Consider the following 18,903-nt stretch of genomic DNA (forward strand, 5'->3'; position numbering starts at 1 on the left):
AATCCCGACGCGGGCCTGTGTTTAAGGCAGACAGGCTTTGATATGGCTGGTAAGGCGATTGTCGTAACCTTATCAGAGTAAAGCCCCATGACCCCAGACCAGATTATTCTTTTTACGTTATTTGCAGCCGTATTCGGTATGCTGCTTTGGGGGCGGTTTCGGTATGATCTAGTGGCATTTTCCGCGCTTATGATCGCTGTGGTATTGGGTGTTGTCGACAGCGAGAACGCCTTTGACGGCTTTGGTCACCCGGCAACGCTGGTCGTGGCACTGGTTCTCGTGGTATCGGCTGGTCTGGTCAGATCGGGTGCCGTGTTATTGATCACGCGCACGCTGGTAGATGCCTCGCGTAGCCTGGGCGCGCACATCACCCTGATGGGGGTGATTGGCGGGGTGATGTCTGCGTTCATGAACAACGTAGCGGCGCTTGCCCTGCTGATGCCCGTAGACATTCAGACCGCGCGCAAGGCCAAGCGCAACCCGGGGCTGAGCCTCATGCCCCTGAGTTTTGCGACCATTCTGGGCGGCATGGTCACCTTGATAGGGACCCCGCCCAACATCATCATCGCGTCCATCCGGCAAGAATCGCTGGGTGCGCCGTTCAGAATGTTCGACTTTGCCCCGGTCGGAGGCATCGCTGCGGTTGCCGGGCTTGCATTTGTCGCGTTGATCGGCTGGCGGTTCATACCTGCGCGAGAACACAACGCGTTGCAGCCAGAAGATCTTTCGCAATACATCGCCGAATTGACTGTACCGGAGGGTAATTCGCAAATTGGCAAGCGTCTGGCCGAGCTGCAAGAGGCGGCCGACAAGGCCGATGTCGTCATTCTCGGCCTCATACGGGAAGGCAACCGGATGTATGGCCAAGCGCGCAACGTATCGCTCAAGCAAGGTGATGCACTGGTGCTGGAGGCAACCCCTGATGCACTGGACGAATTTCGCACCACCTTGGGCCTGAACGTCACTGACGCGGATCGTGAGGAGTTGCTCAAGGCTGGTGGAGAAGGCGTCGAGATCGTCGAGGTGGTGGTCACCCCTGATTCACGGTTGCATGGCCGGTCCGCACAGGCGGTCGGTCTTTCGTGGCGGCAAAGATCGGTGCTTTTGGGAATTTCCCGCCGCGGCAGACGCATAACATCGCAATTGCGCAAGACCGAGCTTCAGGCCGGTGATATCCTGCTGCTGCTGGTGCCGCGGGACACAGCGGCCCATGTGGTTGAATGGCTCGGTGTGCTGCCACTTGCCGATCGCGGGCTGGCGGTAACCGAAGACAGCAAGGTTTGGTTGGCGATCGGTCTTTTTGCCGGCGGCGTCACAGCGGCGAGCTTTGGGCTGATCTATTTGCCGGTGGCCCTGGGGCTTGTGGTGGTCGCCTATGTTCTGGCCCGTATCGTACCCCTGTCGGAGCTTTACACCCATATCGAATGGCCCGTGATCGTATTGCTGGGGTCCATGATACCGCTGGGAGCGGCGCTTGAGACATCGGGAGGGACCGAACTGATCGCGAACGCCTTGATCGGCCTGACCGATGGGATGCCTGCATGGGTGGTATTGACGGTTTTGATGATCGTCACCATGACCTTGTCGGATGTATTGAACAACACCGCAACCACAATCGTCGCGGCCCCGGTGGGTATCACGATGGCGCAGACCCTGGATGTATCGCCCGATCCATTCCTCATGGCGGTCGCCGTGGCTGCATCAAGTGCGTTCCTGACGCCTATCGGGCACAAGAACAACACCCTGATACTGGGGCCGGGCGGATATTCTTTCGGCGATTACTGGCGAATGGGTCTGCCATTGGAGATCATTGTTGTTGCCGTGTCCATCCCGGCGATCCTGGTGTTCTGGCCCCTTTAGAGCAGTTTGGGGGGAAACCGGGGGCCAGCCCCCGGACCCCCGGGATTTCGTTCCATTTGGGGGCTGTTGGCGGCTTTACCAGATAAGCGGGATCACGGCGGACACCAGCAGCGACATTGTCAGGTTCAGGGGGATGCCGATGCGCATGAAGTCGGTAAACCTGTACCCGCCCGGGCCGTATACAAGCGTGTTGGTTTGATATCCTATGGGCGTGGCGAATGCACATGAAGCGGCGATCATCACAGCCACGACCAGCGGGCGCGGGTCCAGGCCCAGCGCCGAGCCAAGGCTGATCGCTATGGGTGTCATGATTACGGCGACGGCGTTGTTCGACACGATTTCGGTCAGTGTTGTGGTCAAAAGGAAGACGGCGAAGATCACGTAGAAAGGCGATAATGTGCTTAGAAACGGAGCGGTGCTGTCTACAATAAGATTGATCGCCCCTGAATTCTGCAAGCCGGCGCCAACGGCAAGCATCGAGAAAATCAGCGCCAGAAGGCGACCGTCTATAAAGCTGAAGGCTTCTTCTGCGTCAATGCAGCCGGTGACAAGCACGAGTGCCACCGCAAGGACGGCGAGCAGCAGGATCGGTGCAACGTTCAGAGCTGCCAGGACCACGATGCCGATCAGCGCCGCGATCGCGATGGGCGCATGGCCCCGGCGAAAAGCCCGGGCCGAGGGCTGCGAGACATCTACCATGTCCATGTCCGAGGCGAGGCGCTGGATGTCGGCCATCGCGCCTTCGAGCAAGAGTGTGTCGCCGACCTTGACGATCAGTTCGTCAAGTTGCCGCCCTATGTTCTGGTTTCTGCGGTGTACCGCCAGCGGATAGACCCCGTATCGCCGCCGCAGGCGCAACGCCCCCAGGGAGCGGCCTACCATCTTGCAGCCCGGCGTAATCAGCACCTCGACCGTGGAGGTTTCGACGGCTGACACCTGATCGACACGCTTTAGTTCCTTGTTCGCCTGAAGGCTCAGCAGTTCGGTCATTTGGGTGCGCAAGACCACGCGGTCGCCTAGTTGAAGCTGCACCGCCGACAGGTCGCGTCGCAGTGATTGGTCCCCGCGCACCACATCTATCAGACGCACGCCTTCGCGTTTGAACAACTGTACATCGGTTACTTGACGGCCGATCAGATTGGACTCGGGCGGAATCACCGCTTCGGTGAAGAATTTCATCTTTGAACGGTCTGACAGCATATTGGCCATACTGTCACGGGCCGGCAGCAATTTCGGAGCAAACACCGCCATGTAGATCAGCCCCCACGTACAGACGACCAAACCGATCGGCAATATCTCGAAAATACCGAAAGGTTCCAGCCCCTGGGAGCGGGCGACGCCGTCGACCAACAGGTTGGTCGAGGTACCGATCAGGGTCAGTGATCCCCCCATTATCGCAGCGTAGCTGAGGGGGATCAGCAGCTTGGATGCCTTGGTGCCCAAGGTTTGGCTAAGCTGCACGACAACCGGAATCATCACGACGACCACCGGCGTGTTATTCATGATCGCTGACGCCGCCATGACGGCGATAATCACCCCCACGACTGCGGTCTTGGGATGTGTCTTGGCATAGCGCTCGGCCAGCCGTGTAAGCACATCAAGCGCGCCGGTACGCACCAGCGCGCCCATCACGATGAACATCGCCGCGATGGTCCAGGGGGCCGAGTTCTGCAACACCGCCTGGGCGTCGTCATAAGGCAAGATGCCAAGCGCCAACATGACGGCGGTGCCGGCCAGGGCGACGACTTCGGTGGGCAGCGTTTCGCGTACGAACAAGACCAACATCACGACGACGACGATCAAGGCCAATATTGCAGAGGAGCCTTGCGAAAGGTTCAGAAAATCCATTCAAATATATCCAGCACAGGCAGATGAAATTCAGCTGTCAGTGTCGCTGATCGGATCAACTTGGGCAAGCGCTGCCTTGGGGCGCGGCTGCACGAGATAAAGCCCGGCAAACATCATCGCAAGCGCGATCCATAACGTAGGCGCATATGCCTCGGACAGGATGATCTTGGCCCAGATCAGCCCGAACCCCGTCACCAGATAGCTTACCTGAACGGCAAATACCGCACCGGCGCGCCCCACCAGCCACATGTATCCAGAGTACACCAGGACATGCACAACAGACGACGCCAGCAGCGCCATTTGTGCAGCATCAAGCGGTGGTGTCGGGTCGATGAATTGCCCCGTCGCTATCGCCACCGGAAGAATGATCAACGCACCAGTAACCGAGGCACCTTGCAGGACCTGAAAGGCATCAAGGTCGAGGATGCCCCATTTGGCGACGATATTGCCTTCCAACGCGTAGCACAGGCCTGCAATCAGCGCGACAAATATCCAGAATGCCGGTAGCGACCCCGAGAGGTCGGACCCCGGCACCACCAGCACCAGCACCCCTGCAAGCCCGGACGCCAAGCCCCCCATACGACGTATGCTGAAACGGTCAAGCCCCATTGCCAACGCGATGGGGAATGCGAACATCGGCACAATGCTGAGCAACAACGACAACACGCCGGACGGCAGCCAGACCGCCGCTTGATATCCGGCCGTATTGGGGATGATTGTGCCGATCAGGGCAAGCAGCAGGTACAGCCAAAGGTAGGGTCGCCTGATCGGCAAGCGCTTGCGCCGAAACGTGTTGATCACGGTCATGAAGACCGCCCCAATGACCATTTGCCAGAACACGAGCCCGAAATGCTGATATCCGGTGCTGACCGCAATCTTGGTCATCGGTTGCGTAAAGCCCCAGCCTGCCCCCAACACTGCGAGGAACGCGGTGTAGAACGCAATCTGCCGACGTGTCACGGTGCGCTTTGTTGCAGCTTGCCGCCCTGCCGGATCGGCACAATGCGCGTGGCTTTGCCGGAACGGTCATCGGTTTCGATATAGACGCCGCTCAGGGTCGCCTCTTCGTTGGCGGGCGTGAAACGGTCTTTGGGCATACCGGTAACAAAGCGACGCAGGGGTTCGGTTTTCTCCATTCCGATCACTGAATTATAGTCGCCAGTCATACCGGCGTCGGTCAGATATCCGCTGCCCTTGGGCAAGATCATCGCATCCGATGTAGGTACATGCGTGTGGGTTCCCACAACGAGGCTGGCGCGTCCGTCACACCAATGCCCCATGGCCATTTTTTCCGACGTAGCCTCGCAGTGTATGTCCACGATGACAGCCGACGCCATACCCCCCAAAGGGTGCGACTTGAGCACCGGTTCAAGCGCCGAGAAAGGATCGTCGTAGGGCCGTTTCATGAACACTTGGCCGAGGGCCTGCGTCACCAGTACCTTGCGCCCGTTTTGTGCCGTGAACAGACGTGCTCCTTTGCCGGGCGCGTTCTTTGAGAAATTCAGCGGACGGATGATGCGCGGTTCTTGTTCAATGAAACCGAGCATGTCTTTTTGATCGAACGCATGGTCGCCCAAGGTCAGACAATCTGCGCCCGCGTCCAGCAGCGCCTTCGCGTGGGTGCCCGAAAGCCCCATTCCCGAAGTCGCGTTTTCACCGTTCACCACGACAAAATCGAGCTTCCATTCCGTCCGCAAACGCGAAAGGTTTTCAGTAATCGCGCGGCGGCCCGCACGGCCCATGACATCGCCAAGAAAGAGTATTTTCATGCCCCACGGTTAGGCCGCGCAGACGCGAAGGGCAAGAGGGCAACGAGGATTTCGAGATTCAACCCCGCTTGGCTGCTACCTCGATCACCCCTGTCTCGGTGACGATCATGTCCAACGGCTGATCGGTCGGCTCAAGCGGCAGATCGTCGACCTCTTGCCCCGCAAAGGCAAACCCGATGGCAAGCGTAGCGCGGCGGGCGCGCAGTTGTTCCAGCGTGCGGTCGTAAAAGCCGCCGCCATAGCCAAGCCGCCCCCCACGGCGGTCAAATGCCAGTAACGGCACAATCACGATTTCAGGGTCGAAGAAATCTTCGACTTGGGGGATTTGCGCCCCAAAGCGCCCCCCGACCAGAACCGCATCCGGCGTCCAGCGTGAAAAGCGCAAAGGCTTGGCCGCATCGATAATCACCGGTACGCCCACAGGACCATGCGCCGCGGCTTCGGCCATTGCGGGTCGCGGGTCTATTTCTGTTTTGATCGGCATGAAGCCCGACAGAGGTACCGCGCGATATCCTGCCAACACCTCGCTCAGATACCCCGCCTGCGCGGCAGTCGCCGCTTCGAACAGCGGTTTTCGGCGGGCAAACCCGGCCTTGCGAGCTGCTGCCTTGACAGTCGCCAGATCAGTCACAAAAGCACAGCCGCCGCGAGCCCCAAAAAGGCAAAGAACCCGACGACATCCGTCACGGTCGTCACAAATGCGCCCGATGCCAATGCAGGGTCGACACCGATACGTTCCAGCAAAATCGGGATACCCGTACCGGCCAGACCGGCAACCACCATATTTACCACCATCGCCGTCGCGATCACATAGCCAAGGGCGGGCGATCCAAACCAGATGAACCCGACGATAGCCATGATGACGGCAAATATCACCCCGTTGACCAGTCCGACCAGACATTCGCGGCGGATAACTCTCCAGACGTTGGAACCGGTAAGGTCGCGGGTCGCAATCGCCCGCACGGCAACGGTCAGGCTCTGCGTGCCTGCGTTGCCCCCCATCGACGCAACGATCGGCATCAGGACAGCCAGCGCCACAATCTGCGCGATCGCGACCTCGAACTGGGCGATCACCAGCGACGCGGCAATCGCTGTGACCAGATTGACGGCCAGCCAAGGCAGGCGCTGTTTGGTGGTTTCGATGACGCGGTCAGAGAGCGACCCCTCCCCGACACCCGCAAGGCGCAGGATGTCTTCTTCGTGTTCTTCATCCAACACGGACATCGCATCATCTATGGTAATCACACCGATCAACCGGCCCTCGTCATCTACCACCGGGGCAGAGATCAGGTGATACTGGTTAAAGGCATAAGCCACGTCGCCCTCGTCGCGCAGGGCGGGAATGACCTGAAAGGTCTCCTCGAGGATATCACGAAGCGACGTATTGCGCTTCGACCGCATCAGCTTGCCCAAAGTTACGTTGCCCACCGGGTGCAGGCGCGGGTTTACCATCACGATGTGATAGAACTGATCCGGCAGGTCCTCCTCGGGGGTGGCGCGCAAATGGTCAATCGCCTCGCCTACGGTCCAATGTTCAGGGGCCATCACGACCTCGCGTTGCATCAGGCGACCAGCCGAATATTCGGGGTATGTCAGCGCCTGCTCAACCGCGACCCTGTCGGCATCTTCCAAGGCACCCAGGATAGACGCGGCCTGTGCATCCTCTAGATCTTCGATCAGGTCAACGACATCATCGCTGTCCATGTCGCGAACCGCATCCGACAGAACTTCCGGCGTCAGAATGGCAATGACTTCTTCACGGATCGATTCGTCGAGTTCCGACAGGATCTCACCGTCGAACTCCCGATCGTAAAGACGGATCAGCTTGGTCCGTTCAAATCCACTGATTTGCTCAAGAAGGTCCGCGATATCCGCTGCGTGCAACGGCTCCATCAATTCGGTCAGCTTCGCGGCATCGTCGATCTCGACCGCATAGAGGATGGAATCCACCGCCCGCTTGTTCAGCTTGTAGGCTTCGGAATCATCGTCAGCATCGGCGGCCAGTTCGAATTCCTGAGGTTCGTCTACCATGGCTGCTCCCGTTTGTTGTTGGCTCAGACCATATGCGCGGCAAGCAACGGTTACAATGGCGTGAAAATCAGCATCAAGCCGATTGTCCCTGTCAAAGATGGCCCTTAGACAGGTGCCATGACAAAAACGAACCTTCTGCTGGGCCAGACCCTGCATTTTTCAGGCAACCCGATGACAACGTCATGGGAAGACACGGTGCGGATCGACAGCGCGGGCGGGGTGCTGGTCGCGGCGGGCAAGATCATCGCCGTCGGCCCTGCCTCGGCCTTGCGATCCGCGCATCCCGAAGCAACAGTTCACGACTATGGCGATGCGCTGCTCTGCCCCGGTTTCGTCGACGCCCACGTGCACTATCCACAAACCGCAATCATCGCCAGTTGGGGCAAACGACTGATCGACTGGCTTAACAGCTACACCTTCCCCGAAGAAATGCGCCTGGCCGATCCGCATTATGCAGCGCGGATCGCCGGGCGGTACCTGGATCTGACGTTGGACCACGGCACCACCACCGTCTGTAGTTTTGCCACTGTCGCGCCTCACAGCGTTGACGCGATATTCACCGCCGCCGCGCAGCGGGGTCAACGCGTCGTCGCTGGCAAAACCTGCATGGACCGCAATGCCCCCGAAGGCCTGCGCGACACGGCACAATCCGCCTATGATGACAGCAAGACACTGATCGAACGCTGGCACGGCAAGGGACGCGCCGGTTATGCCATCACCCCGCGCTTCACGCCGACCTCGACCCCGGACCAGCTTGCGGCCTTGGGGGCCCTTTGGGCCGAGCACCCGGACTGCCTGATGCAAACCCACCTGAGCGAACAATTGGACGAAATCGCCTGGGTCCGCGATCTTGTGCCAGGCGCGCGCGACTACCTCGACACCTACGAGGAACACGGGTTGATCGGGGAACGCGCCCTGTTCGGCCACGCCATCCACCTGGAACCACGTGAACTGGACCGTTTGGCAGAAACCGGTGCCGCCGTCGTCCACTGTCCGACATCAAACACATTCATCGGATCGGGCCTGTTCGATATGGCCAAACTCGCCTCCCGGCAGATCCCCGTGGGGCTGGCGACCGACACAGGCGGTGGCTCATCTTTCTCAATGCTGCGAACCATGGCCGCGGCCTATGAAATCGGACAGCTTCGCGGCACCCCGCTGCACGCAGCCCAGCTGATCTGGCTGGCAACGGCCGGCTCGGCGCGCAGCCTTCATTTGCACGATAAAATCGGCAGCCTGACCCCGGGGCGCGAGGCGGATATCACCGTGCTCGACCTTGCTTCGACCCCCGCTATCGAACAACGTAGCGCAAATGCCAATTCAGTCTGGGACAGGCTATTTGCCACGATCATGATGGGCGACGACCGCGCGGTCCAATCGGTCTGGGTCAACGGGCGAAAACGTCCCTGATCCTGCTGTTCATTTTGCCAGATAAACTCCCCGCGGAGCGTCCAGCGCAATCAACCCCCACGCCGGTCACGTTGACAACCTGCTTTCAAAACCAGGGCCATCAGCGCAAAGCAGATACCGCTTCCCAAGGCTAACATGGCGCGCCGAGAACCATCGCCCATATTCGCCCTGGTCCCCGCGCCAGCCCGAACGCCACCGCTTTACCGCTTGTCAGATTCTTGTAATGCCCCGGTGATGCGGCCCAACCCTGCATCACCTGATTCAGATCGCGCTGCCCCTTGGCAATGTTTTCCGCGACGAAACACCACTCATAGCCTTGGTTGCGCACTCGATCACCGACGGTTTCTCCGTTACGCCCCTCATGGGCGAAATAGCCATGCTTGGCCATGTCCAGCGCATGAACTCTGGCAGCAGCCTCGAGCCTGGACGAATAAACCAGCCCTGCACGACCCTTCGCCGCGCGTATCTCGTTCACGATCCGGGTCGCCTCTGGATCAGCAAAACCAGATGATGCGGTGGCGAGGGTCAACGCGAAACCAATAATGAAACTTTTCATAGACAGTCCTTCAGAGCCTGGGCGAGCTTGTTTTGCCTCGCGATCAGCGCCGGCAGGTCGATGGTACATATCTGCCTGTCGCGCACCACCCTGCGTCCCTCAACCAACAGGTCCCGAACGGTTGTGGGGCCGGCAAGAAGCAGCGCAGCTGGGTCCCAGCTCCCCGCAGATTCTATCCCGCTGACGTCCCAGATTGCAATATCCGCGCGCGCTCCGACGGCGATACGGCCACATTCCGGGCGTCCCAGAATATCGGCACCGCCACGGGTGGCAAGCTCCAGCGCTTCGCGGGCGCTCATGGCATCCGCGCCGTTTGCCACCCTTTGCAACAGCATCGCCTGGCGCGCTTCGGCGATCAAGTTTCCTGCATCGTTGCTGGCCGATCCGTCCACGCCGATGCCGACGGGGACGCCTCGGTCTCGCATGGCGCGAACCGGTGCGATCCCCGACCCAAGCCGACAGTTCGAACATGGGCAGTGGGCAACGCCGGTTCGGGTTGCCGCAAACAGATCAATTTCGCTCTGGTCCAGCTTGACGCAATGGGCATGCCAAACATCTGACCCGACCCATTCCAGATCCTGCACATATTGGCCGGGCCGACAGCCAAAGGTTTCAAGTGAATAGGCGATGTCCTGATCGTTTTCCGCCAGATGCGTGTGCAACATGACGGCTTTGTCTCTTGCAAGAATTGCGGCGTCACGCATCAGATCGCGGCTGACCGAGAACGGCGAACAGGGCGCGACCCCGACCCGGCACATAGAAGAGGCCGCCGTGTCGTGAAACCTGTCGATGACCCTGACACAATCTTCCAAAATCGCGGCTTCGGTTTCGACCAGATGATCCGGCGGCAAGCCGCCGTTGCTTTCACCTATGCTCATCGCGCCGCGTGTCGGGTGAAACCGCATGCCGATCTCTGCGGCGGCATAGATGGTGTCGTCGATGCTGGTACCGTTTGGATACAGGTAAAGATGGTCCGAGCTGAGCGTGCATCCAGAAAGCGCCAGCTCGGCCAGCCCGACCTGTGCCGATACAAACATATGGTCCGGCGTGAATCTGGCCCAGATTGGGTACAGCGTTTTCAACCATCCGAAAAGCAAGGCATCCTGGCCGCCCGGCACCGCGCGGGTCAAGGATTGGAATAGGTGATGATGTGTATTTACCAAGCCTGGCGTTACGACACAGCCCGCTGCGTCCAATGTCTCGCCGGTCGTGACAAGGCCCTGCCCGATCGCCGCGATCTCTCCGTCACGGATCAACACATCGGCATTCGAAAGCTCACGGCGCGTATCATCCATCGTCAGGATATGCCCGGCGTTTCGGATCAGCAGTTCAATCATCGCGGACAAGATCCCAGCACAGCCAGCGCCTGCGCGTGGATGTCGGCATTAGCAGCAGCGACCGTACGCCCGCCATTATGGGCCGGGCCCCCTTGCCAATCGGTCACAATGCCCCCCGCGGCCTGAACCACAGCGATAGGTGCCTGGATGTCATAAGGTTGCAATCCGGCCTCGATCACCAGGTCGATCTGGCCCGCCGCCACCAACCCGTATGCGTAGCAATCCATCCCATATCGGGTAAGCCTTGCCTGGCGCGATACCTCGGCAAACGCTGTCGCCTCGTCGCGCGTGCCCACTTCGGGAAACGTCGTCATGACAGTGGCCTGGGACAAATCGCGTGCAGCCCGCGTTACCAGCGCGGTTTTTCCCGCAGGGCCGGTCAATTCGGCCCCTGACGGCGTTCCGACAAAACGTTCACCGATATAGGGCTGGTCAATGATCCCAAAAAACGGCCCCTCGGCGTCGCCAAGCGCGATCAGAACACCCCAGGTCGGCGTTCCCGACACAAACCCTCGGGTTCCGTCGATCGGGTCAAGCACCCATGTCAGACCCGACGTCCCGGACAAGGCACCGTATTCTTCACCCAGAACCGCATCCCGAGGGCGCTCTCGCGCAAGTATCTCGCGCATTACACGTTCTGCTTCACGATCCGCGATGGTCACCGGATCATAGCCACCGGCCAGCTTGTTGTCGGCGACAAGATCAGCCCTGCGAAAAAACGGCAGCGTGGCGGCGCGCGCCGCATCGGCCAGCAAATGCCCTACCCGCAAGACGTCGGGATCAAAATGAGTGCTTTTATTCATGTAACCGGCCTGAAGTTTCGCCCTACGGTTACAACATCAGATGGTAATGTACAGCCTCAAGCCACATCGCTCAGCACGCGGGCAAGCTCGAACAAGCGGCGCCGCTGGTTTTCAGGTATCGCGTAATAAGACCGTACAAGGTCCATCGCTTCCTTGTCGCCGACCAGATCGGCCGGCACATTCGACGGGGTTGAGCCCGCGTTGACTTTTTCGTTTTCTATGCCTTCAAAGAAATGCGCCACATCAATATCGAGCGCATCCGCTATTTCCCACAAACGCGAAGCACTGACCCGGTTGGCCCCTGTTTCGTATTTTTGGATTTGCTGGAACTTAATGCCAACCATTTCAGCAAGCTTTTGCTGGGTCATGCCCACCAACCAGCGACGCTGACGGATACGTTGCCCTACGTGAACATCTACTTTGTGCGGCATCAATTTTCTTTCCTGACAAAAGCGCGTAGATTTGCGCTATTCGTTACTTTCACAAGAAACAGCCCTTAAGATCAGACAATTTCCAAACTGGGGTGCAACTTACAAATTTAAGCTTCATGCGCAAACGAAATGAAAGTGGACGGCTGTCCAATATTTTCCAGAGTTTCCGCGCATCAGAATCATCGTACGTTGCAACAACAACTAAGTTTACACCTTATCCGTGCGATTAGGTTAGCAATGATTTACTCCTCCGCAAAAAAGAACTTCTTTCATTCATGCAAATTAGTTCAAGTTTTCTATGATATAGTCCAAGCTTTCGGTTCGTTGACGCAAAGTCAGGCCTACCGCGCCAGACAATTATTCTGGAAACACACTGTTTCAAAATTAATCTACAATATTCCCCCGACGATTGAATAAACTTTACGTCGCAATCTTGGATGAAACAGTTTTCCTGAGTAATTTCCTCAAATTTAGCGCCGTCCAAGCGGTTTTCGAGTCATATCAGGGAATCATGCCGTATTTCCCTGACTTTGACGTTTATGATTACACGCCGGAATCTAAAAATTACCGGCACCTTCATGATATCGCAAAAACGCGGGTGCAGCAATTTCGGCTCAGCGGCCATGTTTGCCGGAAAACCGCTAAATGGTAAATTACGTCTGCTGCCCAGTCATTTATGGATAGAGGCCACCCGACAACCCGTTCGCTCGGCATGAGCTCGTGAAAGCTCCCAATGCTCCGGATGTGACACTAGCAAGAAGAACGATAACTTGATATATTTTATGTATCAAAAACTCTTGAAAACATTGACTCCTGTCACGATATTCAAGGCAATACCGAGGTCGGACAATCCGCTTCGCAACTCTTGTACCAATTGGAGGACATTCATGGTCGACGTGAACACCATCCGGTCCGCAGCCGGAACCCGCGCCGCCGCTATCGACGAAGGGCTGCGCGCCCACATGAACAAAGTGTATGGCACCATGTCGATCGGCATGTTGATTACCTTTGCAGCAGCTTGGGCCATTTCTGGTCTCGCTGTCACGACTGACCCGTCCGCTGCCGCCGCGCAGATCGGTACTGGCAAATACCTGACATCGTTCGGATCGGCGCTATACATGTCGCCGCTGAAGTGGGTCGTGATGTTCGCCCCTCTCGCCTTTGTCTTCGGTCTTGGCGCAGCCATGAACAGGATTTCGGCGGCTACGGCGCAGACATTGTTCTATGCGTTTGCGGCGGTAATGGGCGTTTCGATCAGCTCGATCTTTCTGGTATTCACCGGTTACTCGATCATCCAGATCTTCCTCGTGACCTCGATCGCCTTTGCCGGTTTGTCTCTTTGGGGTTATACAACCAAAAAGGACATCTCGGGCTGGGGTAGCTTCCTGATCATGGGCGTTATCGGTCTGGTCGTTGCATCGATCGTTAACATCTTCCTCGGGTCGCCAGCACTGGTGTTCGCAATTTCGGCCATCGGTGTGCTGATCTTCGCCGGTCTGACCGCCTATGACACCCAGAACATCAAGAACACCTATCTTGCCCATGCGCAGCACGGTGATCAGGAATGGTTGCAAAAGTCGGGGATCATGGGCGCGCTGAGCCTGTACCTGAACTTTATCAACATGTTCATGATGCTGTTGCAGCTGTTCGGCAATCGCGAATAAGTCTATCTGCCAGTTTGCAGAATGACCAAGCAAGGGTCTGACGCCTATCGGAATTCCTTCCGGTAGGCGTTTTTATTTGCAGTGATGAATGTTGAGGCTGATCAAACAGTATGCCTGACGACCGTCGCACCAACGCGGGAGGGTGCCGCCTAGCGCAGTAAGCAACGATGTGTAAGGCGCGTCGCTGCGTGCGGAAGCCGGAAACAGTCGATTCAAGAAGCTCGGGTCAAACCGCGACATCGAACAACTGACCTACCCCTGCGGTAAACACCATCGCAACCGCCCCCCATGTCACGGCACGCAGGATAGCGGGTCGCATCGGTGCCCCTCCCAGCTTGGCACCGCAGCCCCCAAGAAGCGCCAGCGCCAAGGTCGCCACAACCGCGATCGGGAGGACCGCAGCCCCTTGCGGCGCAAGCAAAGCAGCCAATAACGGAAATATTCCACCGACGGCAAAGGCCAACGCCGATGCCCCGGCCGCCTGAAGTGGATCTGCCTGACCTGCAAGCCCAAACATCCCCAGCTCCTCGCGGGCATGGGCGGCAAGCGCGTCATGGTCGGTCAACTGGGTCGCGACCCTCATGGCCAGTTTTGCTTCGACGCCGCGACTTTCGAGCCCCTCGGCCAGTTCCTCGAGCTCGTAATCGGGGTCTTCCTCAAGAGCGATCCGTTCACGCTCCAGATCGGCAGCCTCAACATCAGCCTGGGCCGAGACCGACACATATTCCCCCGCCGCCATGGACAGGGCACCGGCTGTAAGGCCGGCAAAGCCGGTAAGGGCGACACTGCCCGAAGCCATGCCCGCAGCGGCAACGCCGACCAGCAAGCTGGAAATTGAAACGATACCGTCATTGGCCCCAAGAACGGCGGCACGAAGCCAATTGCTGCGATTGATATAGTGACCTTCTTTGGGCATCGCATGGCTTTCTAGACAGAAATGCTACAATTCGTGGAGGCACTACGCAAAAGACCGCACTCTCGAGGTGCGGTCCTGCTATCACATTGTCGGAAAGATCTTACTTGATCTTGCCTTCTTTGTATTCAACGTGCTTGCGAATAACGGGGTCATACTTTTTGATGACCATCTTTTCGGTCATGGTACGCGCGTTTTTCTTTGTGACGTAGAAATGGCCTGTGCCCGCGGACGAGTTCAGACGGATCTTGATCGTGGTTGGCTTCGCCATAGTCGTTCTCCTGCAACGACGAGCAGGCCGTTGATCGACCGGTACTCGTGAAATCCTGAGTTTTGGGTTCTAGCCACGCCTGCGCCCGAGTCAACCGCTATTTCAAAAAGCAGCACGAAACAGCGCGTAAAAATTCAGTTTTCCGAGAGTAATTTCCATATGAGGTTCCCAAATTGCGCGGAGAGCCTGTAAGCCGGATTCTGTCCCTGCCTTGCGACAGGGGATGACCATTCCTCTGACCGCGCAGTTACCTGCACGGCTATAGCTGCCAACCCGGACCTGCTGGGGCAGAAGCAGCCCCGCCTTGCCTGTTGCCAAGCGCGGCGCGCGGTCCCTATTCGGCATTGCTCCCGGTAGGGCTTGCCATGCCGGAGATGTTACCACCTCCGCGGTGCGCTCTTACCGCACCGTTTCACCCTTACCACCGCGGTGGTATCGGTCGCCCGACCCGTCGCAATGGCGGTTTGTTTTCTGTGGCGCTGTCCGTCGGGTTACCCCGCCCGGGCGTTACCCGGCACCGTTTCTTCTGGGAGTCCGGACTTTCCTCGACCCTGTTACCAAGACCGCGGCCATCCAGCTCTCCGCGCAGCGCAGACCTAGCGGTAAAGATCAACGCGGGTCAATCGGTTTCGTAGGGAGGAAGCCTCCGGCGGGGATTTAAGGCCATTTGGAAGCCGGTGCCGCATCTAGAACTTGTGACAAAGGTCCATGTCGGCCGCGCAGAGCGGACCCTGCCGCCACGGCGCAAAGCGCAGGCGGGTTGACGCAAGCAGTGTATCGATATCGACCTTGGCAGTGAAGCCTGCCGCTTGGGCTGCGCTGCTGAATTGAGCCGAGGACGGCGTTGCGCCAGTGTCAAACGAGCCCCCCGCCCCCGCAAGGTTCACCAGGGCCAGGCGTGCCCAGTCGAAACGCGGGCCGGGATCGATCTTGCGGCCGGGCGCGATATCAGAGTGACCGATCACCCCGGACGGCGGAATGTGCCAGCGGTCCATGATGTCGCGCAGCAACGTTTCGAGCGTGACCATCTGCGGTTCGGAGAAAGGGTGGTTGCCGCGATTGTCCAGCTCGATCCCGATTGACCGTGAGTTGACGTCATCCAGGCCGTGCCACTCCCCCTGCCCCGCATGCCATGCGCGCTGATCTTCTGCCACCAGCTGATACGTCTTGCCCCGTCCGGTAATCAGGTAATGCGCCGACACTTCGCTTGCGGCGTCGCACAACCGGTCAAGCGCGCTTGCGGCGCTATCCATGGCGGTATAGTGCAGAACGATCAAGGAAGGCTTCAAACCGTTGCGGCGCACCCCAAAATTGGGTGACGGCCGCAGGGTTACGTCGGCAAGCATTTTCGTCAGCCTTCGACACCCCGACGGTAGGGGCGTGGATCCCAGTCGCAGGCATATCCATCCCCGTCAGGATCCATCCCGGCACGATCCTTAGCCGGGCCACCATCGCTTAAGAATGCCAGTTGCGCCTGATCGGGGTGTGAGTACTGTGCACAAGCTCGTGCATATTTGCGGTCTTTGTTAAAGCCACGACGCGTATAGATCGGTGTCCCCACGGCATGCTTGTTTTGTAGCGCATAGGCCACGATGTTCGGTCCCGCACTGCTCCGGTCGGGCAAAGCTTCGGGCGCGACGACACGGTATTGCGCCCGGTTGGCGGCGATGCGTGCGGCGTCGCTTTCGATCGTGCGTTGACCCGCGACGGCATCGAAGTTGTTTTCCCTTGAAATTCCCGTTGCCGTTAACACCGGAGGGGGCGGATTTGACGGGCTGGCATTCAAAGGTTCAACGCCGGAATTCGTTGCTGCCTCATTGCCGACGCCGCCCGGCCGGGTCGCGTCAAGAATGCGCGAGGTTTCGGCAGCGACCGCCGCAGGTGATCCATCGTTTACCGGCTCAAGCGACGCCGACGCGACCTGCGGAGGTGCCGGCATCGCCGTCCCGGCAAACGCTCCGCTTGCTGCCAATGCCCGGTCGCGTTCAGCCTGCTGCGCCTCGAAGGTACCATCGAAACCTACACCCCTTCCGCTATCAGGAATAGCAGGTTGGCAAGCAGCCAGGGCGACGCCCAAGACTGCGACGATTGAAACGCGTGTGATCATCGGACCTACTTTATACATGTGCTGCCTAGTTGCCGAACTCTTTACCACCATTTTTCAGCCTTGGCCATAAACCCTGCGGACCGTTCCAGCGCATAGGCGGTAGACAGCAACTCGGCTTCCTCCCATGGGCGCCCGATAAGCTGCAATCCCAAAGGCAACCCTTGGGCGCTGGTCCCCGCAGGCAACGCAATGCCGGGAAGGCCAGCGAGGTTGACAGTCACGGTAAAGATGTCGTTGAGGTACATTGCCACGGGGTCGGTCTCGGCCATCTCGTTCAGTCCGAAAGCGGCCGAAGGCGTTGCCGGCGTCAGGATCGTATCGACCCCAGATGCAAAGACGTCTTCAAAGTCCTTCTTGATGAGCGTACGCACCTTGCGGGCGCGATTGTAGTAGGCATCGTAGAAACCGGCGCTGAGAACGTAAGTTCCCACCATTACGCGGCGCTGAACCTCGTGGCCGAACCCTTCGGCACGGGTCTTTTCGTACATTTCGGTGATGCCGTCGCCATGATTCATCTTGGCGCGATGGCCATAGCGCACCCCATCGTACCGTGCGAGGTTCGAAGACGCCTCGGCAGGCGCAATCACATAATAAGCAGGCAGTGCGTATTTGGTGTGCGGCAACGAAATATCGACGATCTCGGCCCCAGCGTCACGCAGCATGGTGACTCCGTCAGCCCACAGTTTTTCGATTTCGTGCGACATACCATCCATACGGTACTCGCGCGGGATCCCGATCTTCTTGCCACGAATGTCACCGGTCAGCGCGGCTTCGAAATCAGGTACCGCCAGATCAACCGAAGTGCTGTCCTTGGCATCGAACCCGGCCATGGCCTCTAGCATGATTGCCGCGTCACGGACCGACTTGGTCATCGGTCCCGCTTGATCCAACGACGACGCGAATGCCACTACGCCCCACCGCGAGCAGCGACCATAGGTTGGCTTGATGCCTACTGTGCCGGTAAACGCGGCAGGCTGACGGATCGACCCGCCCGTGTCGGTACCCGTCGCAGCCAGGCATAAATCCGCGGCCACCGCGGCCGCAGAACCACCCGAGGACCCCCCTGGGGTCAGCTTGGTATCTTCGCCGGAACGCCGCCACGGATTAACCGCACTACCGTAAACTGATGTCTCGTTAGACGAGCCCATGGCGAACTCGTCCATGTTGAGCTTTCCAAGCATGACCGCGCCATTGTCGAAGAGCTTCTGCGACACGGTGCTCTCGTACTGGGGTAAAAACCCCTCAAGAATACGTGATCCTGCCTGCGATGGCACGCCCTTGGTGCAGAACAGGTCCTTGATCCCGATCGGCAACCCGCACATCGCCGGTGCGTCGCCTGCCTTGATACGTTTATCCGCTGCGGTGGCCTGCTCCATCGCCAGATCACCGGTGTGATGCACGAAGGCGTTCAATGCACTGGCGCTGTTGATCGCGGTCAAACAGGCATCGGTCAATTCGACAGATGACGTATCTCCTGCACGCAATGCATCACGCGCCTCTGCCAGGCCCATCTTGTTCAGTTCAGACATTATTCGACCACCTTCGGCACCGCAAAAAATCCTTCACGCGCATCCGGCGCATTTGCCAACACCTTGGCCTGCTGGTTGCCGTCACGCACCACGTCGTCGCGCTTTTTCAACAGTTGCGGTGTGACCGAAGTCATCGGCTCCACCCCCTCGACATCCACTTCGTTTAGCTGTTCGATAAAGCCAAGGATGGTATTGAATTCCTGCGCAAGGGCTGGCAACGCATCGGGTTCAACCTTGATACGGGCCAGTTTCGCCACCCGTGCGGCTGTGGTCTCGTCAATGGACATGGGTGCTCCTCTATCTCTTTGCATGCCGTTTATCGCCCCCTGCCCGCCCCTGCAAGGCTGGGCTAGCTCCCGACCGGCCAAACAAGG

At 58.6% G+C, this 18,903-nt stretch carries 18 protein-coding genes and 1 other RNA gene; 3 read left to right on the forward strand and 16 right to left on the reverse strand.

The features are described 5' to 3' along the window. Window positions 1–87: 87 nt before the first annotated feature. Entirely contained in the window at window positions 88–1,860 is a 1,773-nt protein-coding gene (locus tag AC13DE_RS10440; protein ID WP_446298147.1) for an SLC13 family permease, read from the forward strand. Between the two features lie 75 nt (window positions 1,861–1,935). On the opposite strand, the gene AC13DE_RS10445 is transcribed toward AC13DE_RS10440, so the two are convergent. From AC13DE_RS10445 to mgtE, 5 genes are read right to left on the reverse strand one after another with little or no spacing between them, the layout of a single operon-like run. Next, entirely contained in the window at window positions 1,936–3,708 is a 1,773-nt protein-coding gene (locus tag AC13DE_RS10445) for an SLC13 family permease (protein WP_483047776.1), read from the reverse strand. Window positions 3,709–3,738: 30 nt separating this feature from the next. Then, window positions 3,739–4,668, reverse strand: coding sequence for a DMT family transporter (locus AC13DE_RS10450; RefSeq protein WP_483047777.1), 930 nt, complete (start codon window positions 4,666–4,668; stop codon window positions 3,739–3,741). Further along, window positions 4,665–5,477 (reverse strand): TIGR00282 family metallophosphoesterase, encoded by an 813-nt coding sequence (locus AC13DE_RS10455; RefSeq protein WP_446298150.1) that lies wholly within the window; start codon window positions 5,475–5,477, stop codon window positions 4,665–4,667. The genes AC13DE_RS10450 and AC13DE_RS10455 overlap by 4 nt, the downstream gene beginning before the upstream one ends. A gap of 58 nt (window positions 5,478–5,535) precedes the next feature. Next, window positions 5,536–6,108: a 5-formyltetrahydrofolate cyclo-ligase gene (locus AC13DE_RS10460; protein ID WP_446312920.1), complete on the reverse strand. Its 573-nt coding sequence runs from the start codon at window positions 6,106–6,108 to the stop codon at window positions 5,536–5,538. Then, on the reverse strand, window positions 6,105–7,508 hold the full coding sequence (mgtE, locus tag AC13DE_RS10465; RefSeq protein WP_483047778.1) for a magnesium transporter: 1,404 nt from the start codon (window positions 7,506–7,508) through the stop codon (window positions 6,105–6,107). The genes AC13DE_RS10460 and mgtE overlap by 4 nt, the downstream gene beginning before the upstream one ends. Before the next feature lie 117 nt (window positions 7,509–7,625). Between mgtE and guaD the strand changes: the two genes are divergently transcribed. Then, entirely contained in the window at window positions 7,626–8,918 is a 1,293-nt protein-coding gene (gene guaD / locus AC13DE_RS10470) for a guanine deaminase (protein ID WP_483047779.1), read from the forward strand. Window positions 8,919–9,048: 130 nt separating this feature from the next. Here the strand turns inward: guaD and AC13DE_RS10475 are convergent, their stop codons facing one another. Genes AC13DE_RS10475 through AC13DE_RS10490 form a run of 4 tightly spaced genes read right to left on the reverse strand, consistent with a single transcriptional unit; the run spans window position 9,049 to window position 12,045 of the window. Beyond that, the gene (locus tag AC13DE_RS10475) at window positions 9,049–9,474 is read right to left on the reverse strand and encodes a CAP domain-containing protein (RefSeq protein WP_483047780.1); all 426 of its coding nucleotides are present in this window, start codon (window positions 9,472–9,474) and stop codon (window positions 9,049–9,051) included. Next, window positions 9,471–10,811, reverse strand: a complete 1,341-nt coding sequence (locus tag AC13DE_RS10480) for an 8-oxoguanine deaminase (RefSeq protein WP_483047781.1) — start codon at window positions 10,809–10,811, stop codon at window positions 9,471–9,473. Before AC13DE_RS10480 ends, AC13DE_RS10475 begins: the two co-directional genes overlap by 4 nt. Then, complete coding sequence (hisN, locus tag AC13DE_RS10485) at window positions 10,808–11,614, reverse strand: histidinol-phosphatase (RefSeq protein WP_446298028.1); 807 nt, start codon at window positions 11,612–11,614, stop codon at window positions 10,808–10,810. The genes AC13DE_RS10480 and hisN overlap by 4 nt, the downstream gene beginning before the upstream one ends. A gap of 56 nt (window positions 11,615–11,670) precedes the next feature. Continuing rightward, a complete protein-coding gene (locus AC13DE_RS10490; protein WP_446312914.1) occupies window positions 11,671–12,045 on the reverse strand; it encodes a helix-turn-helix domain-containing protein in 375 nt (124 codons plus the stop codon). A gap of 887 nt (window positions 12,046–12,932) precedes the next feature. Between AC13DE_RS10490 and AC13DE_RS10495 the strand changes: the two genes are divergently transcribed. Then, the gene (locus tag AC13DE_RS10495; protein WP_446298026.1) at window positions 12,933–13,709 is read left to right on the forward strand and encodes a Bax inhibitor-1/YccA family protein; all 777 of its coding nucleotides are present in this window, start codon (window positions 12,933–12,935) and stop codon (window positions 13,707–13,709) included. A 226-nt stretch (window positions 13,710–13,935) separates the two neighbouring features. Here the strand turns inward: AC13DE_RS10495 and AC13DE_RS10500 are convergent, their stop codons facing one another. From AC13DE_RS10500 to gatC, 7 genes are all read right to left on the reverse strand, one after another. Next, window positions 13,936–14,625 carry a VIT1/CCC1 transporter family protein gene (locus tag AC13DE_RS10500; protein ID WP_446298025.1) on the reverse strand — a complete coding sequence of 230 codons (690 nt, stop codon included), beginning with the start codon at window positions 14,623–14,625 and terminating at the stop codon, window positions 13,936–13,938. A gap of 100 nt (window positions 14,626–14,725) precedes the next feature. Next, complete coding sequence (gene rpmG, locus AC13DE_RS10505) at window positions 14,726–14,893, reverse strand: 50S ribosomal protein L33 (RefSeq protein WP_005852281.1); 168 nt, start codon at window positions 14,891–14,893, stop codon at window positions 14,726–14,728. A gap of 173 nt (window positions 14,894–15,066) precedes the next feature. Next, window positions 15,067–15,478, reverse strand: an RNA gene (gene rnpB / locus AC13DE_RS10510) — RNase P RNA component class A. Between the two features lie 101 nt (window positions 15,479–15,579). Further along, the gene (locus tag AC13DE_RS10515) at window positions 15,580–16,239 is read right to left on the reverse strand and encodes an N-acetylmuramoyl-L-alanine amidase (protein WP_483047782.1); all 660 of its coding nucleotides are present in this window, start codon (window positions 16,237–16,239) and stop codon (window positions 15,580–15,582) included. 5 nt (window positions 16,240–16,244) lie between these two features. Continuing rightward, window positions 16,245–17,000 carry a hypothetical protein gene (locus tag AC13DE_RS10520; protein WP_446298023.1) on the reverse strand — a complete coding sequence of 252 codons (756 nt, stop codon included), beginning with the start codon at window positions 16,998–17,000 and terminating at the stop codon, window positions 16,245–16,247. A gap of 41 nt (window positions 17,001–17,041) precedes the next feature. After that, window positions 17,042–18,529 (reverse strand): Asp-tRNA(Asn)/Glu-tRNA(Gln) amidotransferase subunit GatA, encoded by a 1,488-nt coding sequence (gatA, locus tag AC13DE_RS10525; protein ID WP_483047783.1) that lies wholly within the window; start codon window positions 18,527–18,529, stop codon window positions 17,042–17,044. Beyond that, window positions 18,529–18,816: an Asp-tRNA(Asn)/Glu-tRNA(Gln) amidotransferase subunit GatC gene (gene gatC, locus AC13DE_RS10530; RefSeq protein ID WP_446298021.1), complete on the reverse strand. Its 288-nt coding sequence runs from the start codon at window positions 18,814–18,816 to the stop codon at window positions 18,529–18,531. The genes gatA and gatC overlap by 1 nt, the downstream gene beginning before the upstream one ends. Window positions 18,817–18,903: the final 87 nt, after the last annotated feature.

The organism is Sulfitobacter sp. L-8 (genome assembly GCF_056859255.1).

Coding starts and splice junctions, on each gene's coding strand:
- AC13DE_RS10440 (WP_446298147.1), top strand. CDS start 88: ATGACCCCAGACCAGATTATTCTTTTTACGTTATTTGCAGCCGTATTC.
- AC13DE_RS10445 (WP_483047776.1), bottom strand. CDS start 3,708: ATGGATTTTCTGAACCTTTCGCAAGGCTCCTCTGCAATATTGGCCTTG.
- AC13DE_RS10455 (WP_446298150.1), bottom strand. CDS start 5,477: ATGAAAATACTCTTTCTTGGCGATGTCATGGGCCGTGCGGGCCGCCGC.
- mgtE (WP_483047778.1), bottom strand. CDS start 7,508: ATGGTAGACGAACCTCAGGAATTCGAACTGGCCGCCGATGCTGACGAT.
- guaD (WP_483047779.1), top strand. CDS start 7,626: ATGACAAAAACGAACCTTCTGCTGGGCCAGACCCTGCATTTTTCAGGC.
- AC13DE_RS10475 (WP_483047780.1), bottom strand. CDS start 9,474: ATGAAAAGTTTCATTATTGGTTTCGCGTTGACCCTCGCCACCGCATCA.
- AC13DE_RS10480 (WP_483047781.1), bottom strand. CDS start 10,811: ATGATTGAACTGCTGATCCGAAACGCCGGGCATATCCTGACGATGGAT.
- hisN (WP_446298028.1), bottom strand. CDS start 11,614: ATGAATAAAAGCACTCATTTTGATCCCGACGTCTTGCGGGTAGGGCAT.
- AC13DE_RS10490 (WP_446312914.1), bottom strand. CDS start 12,045: ATGCCGCACAAAGTAGATGTTCACGTAGGGCAACGTATCCGTCAGCGT.
- AC13DE_RS10495 (WP_446298026.1), top strand. CDS start 12,933: ATGGTCGACGTGAACACCATCCGGTCCGCAGCCGGAACCCGCGCCGCC.
- AC13DE_RS10500 (WP_446298025.1), bottom strand. CDS start 14,625: ATGCCCAAAGAAGGTCACTATATCAATCGCAGCAATTGGCTTCGTGCC.
- rpmG (WP_005852281.1), bottom strand. CDS start 14,893: ATGGCGAAGCCAACCACGATCAAGATCCGTCTGAACTCGTCCGCGGGC.
- AC13DE_RS10515 (WP_483047782.1), bottom strand. CDS start 16,239: ATGCTTGCCGACGTAACCCTGCGGCCGTCACCCAATTTTGGGGTGCGC.
- AC13DE_RS10520 (WP_446298023.1), bottom strand. CDS start 17,000: ATGATCACACGCGTTTCAATCGTCGCAGTCTTGGGCGTCGCCCTGGCT.
- gatA (WP_483047783.1), bottom strand. CDS start 18,529: ATGTCTGAACTGAACAAGATGGGCCTGGCAGAGGCGCGTGATGCATTG.
- gatC (WP_446298021.1), bottom strand. CDS start 18,816: ATGTCCATTGACGAGACCACAGCCGCACGGGTGGCGAAACTGGCCCGT.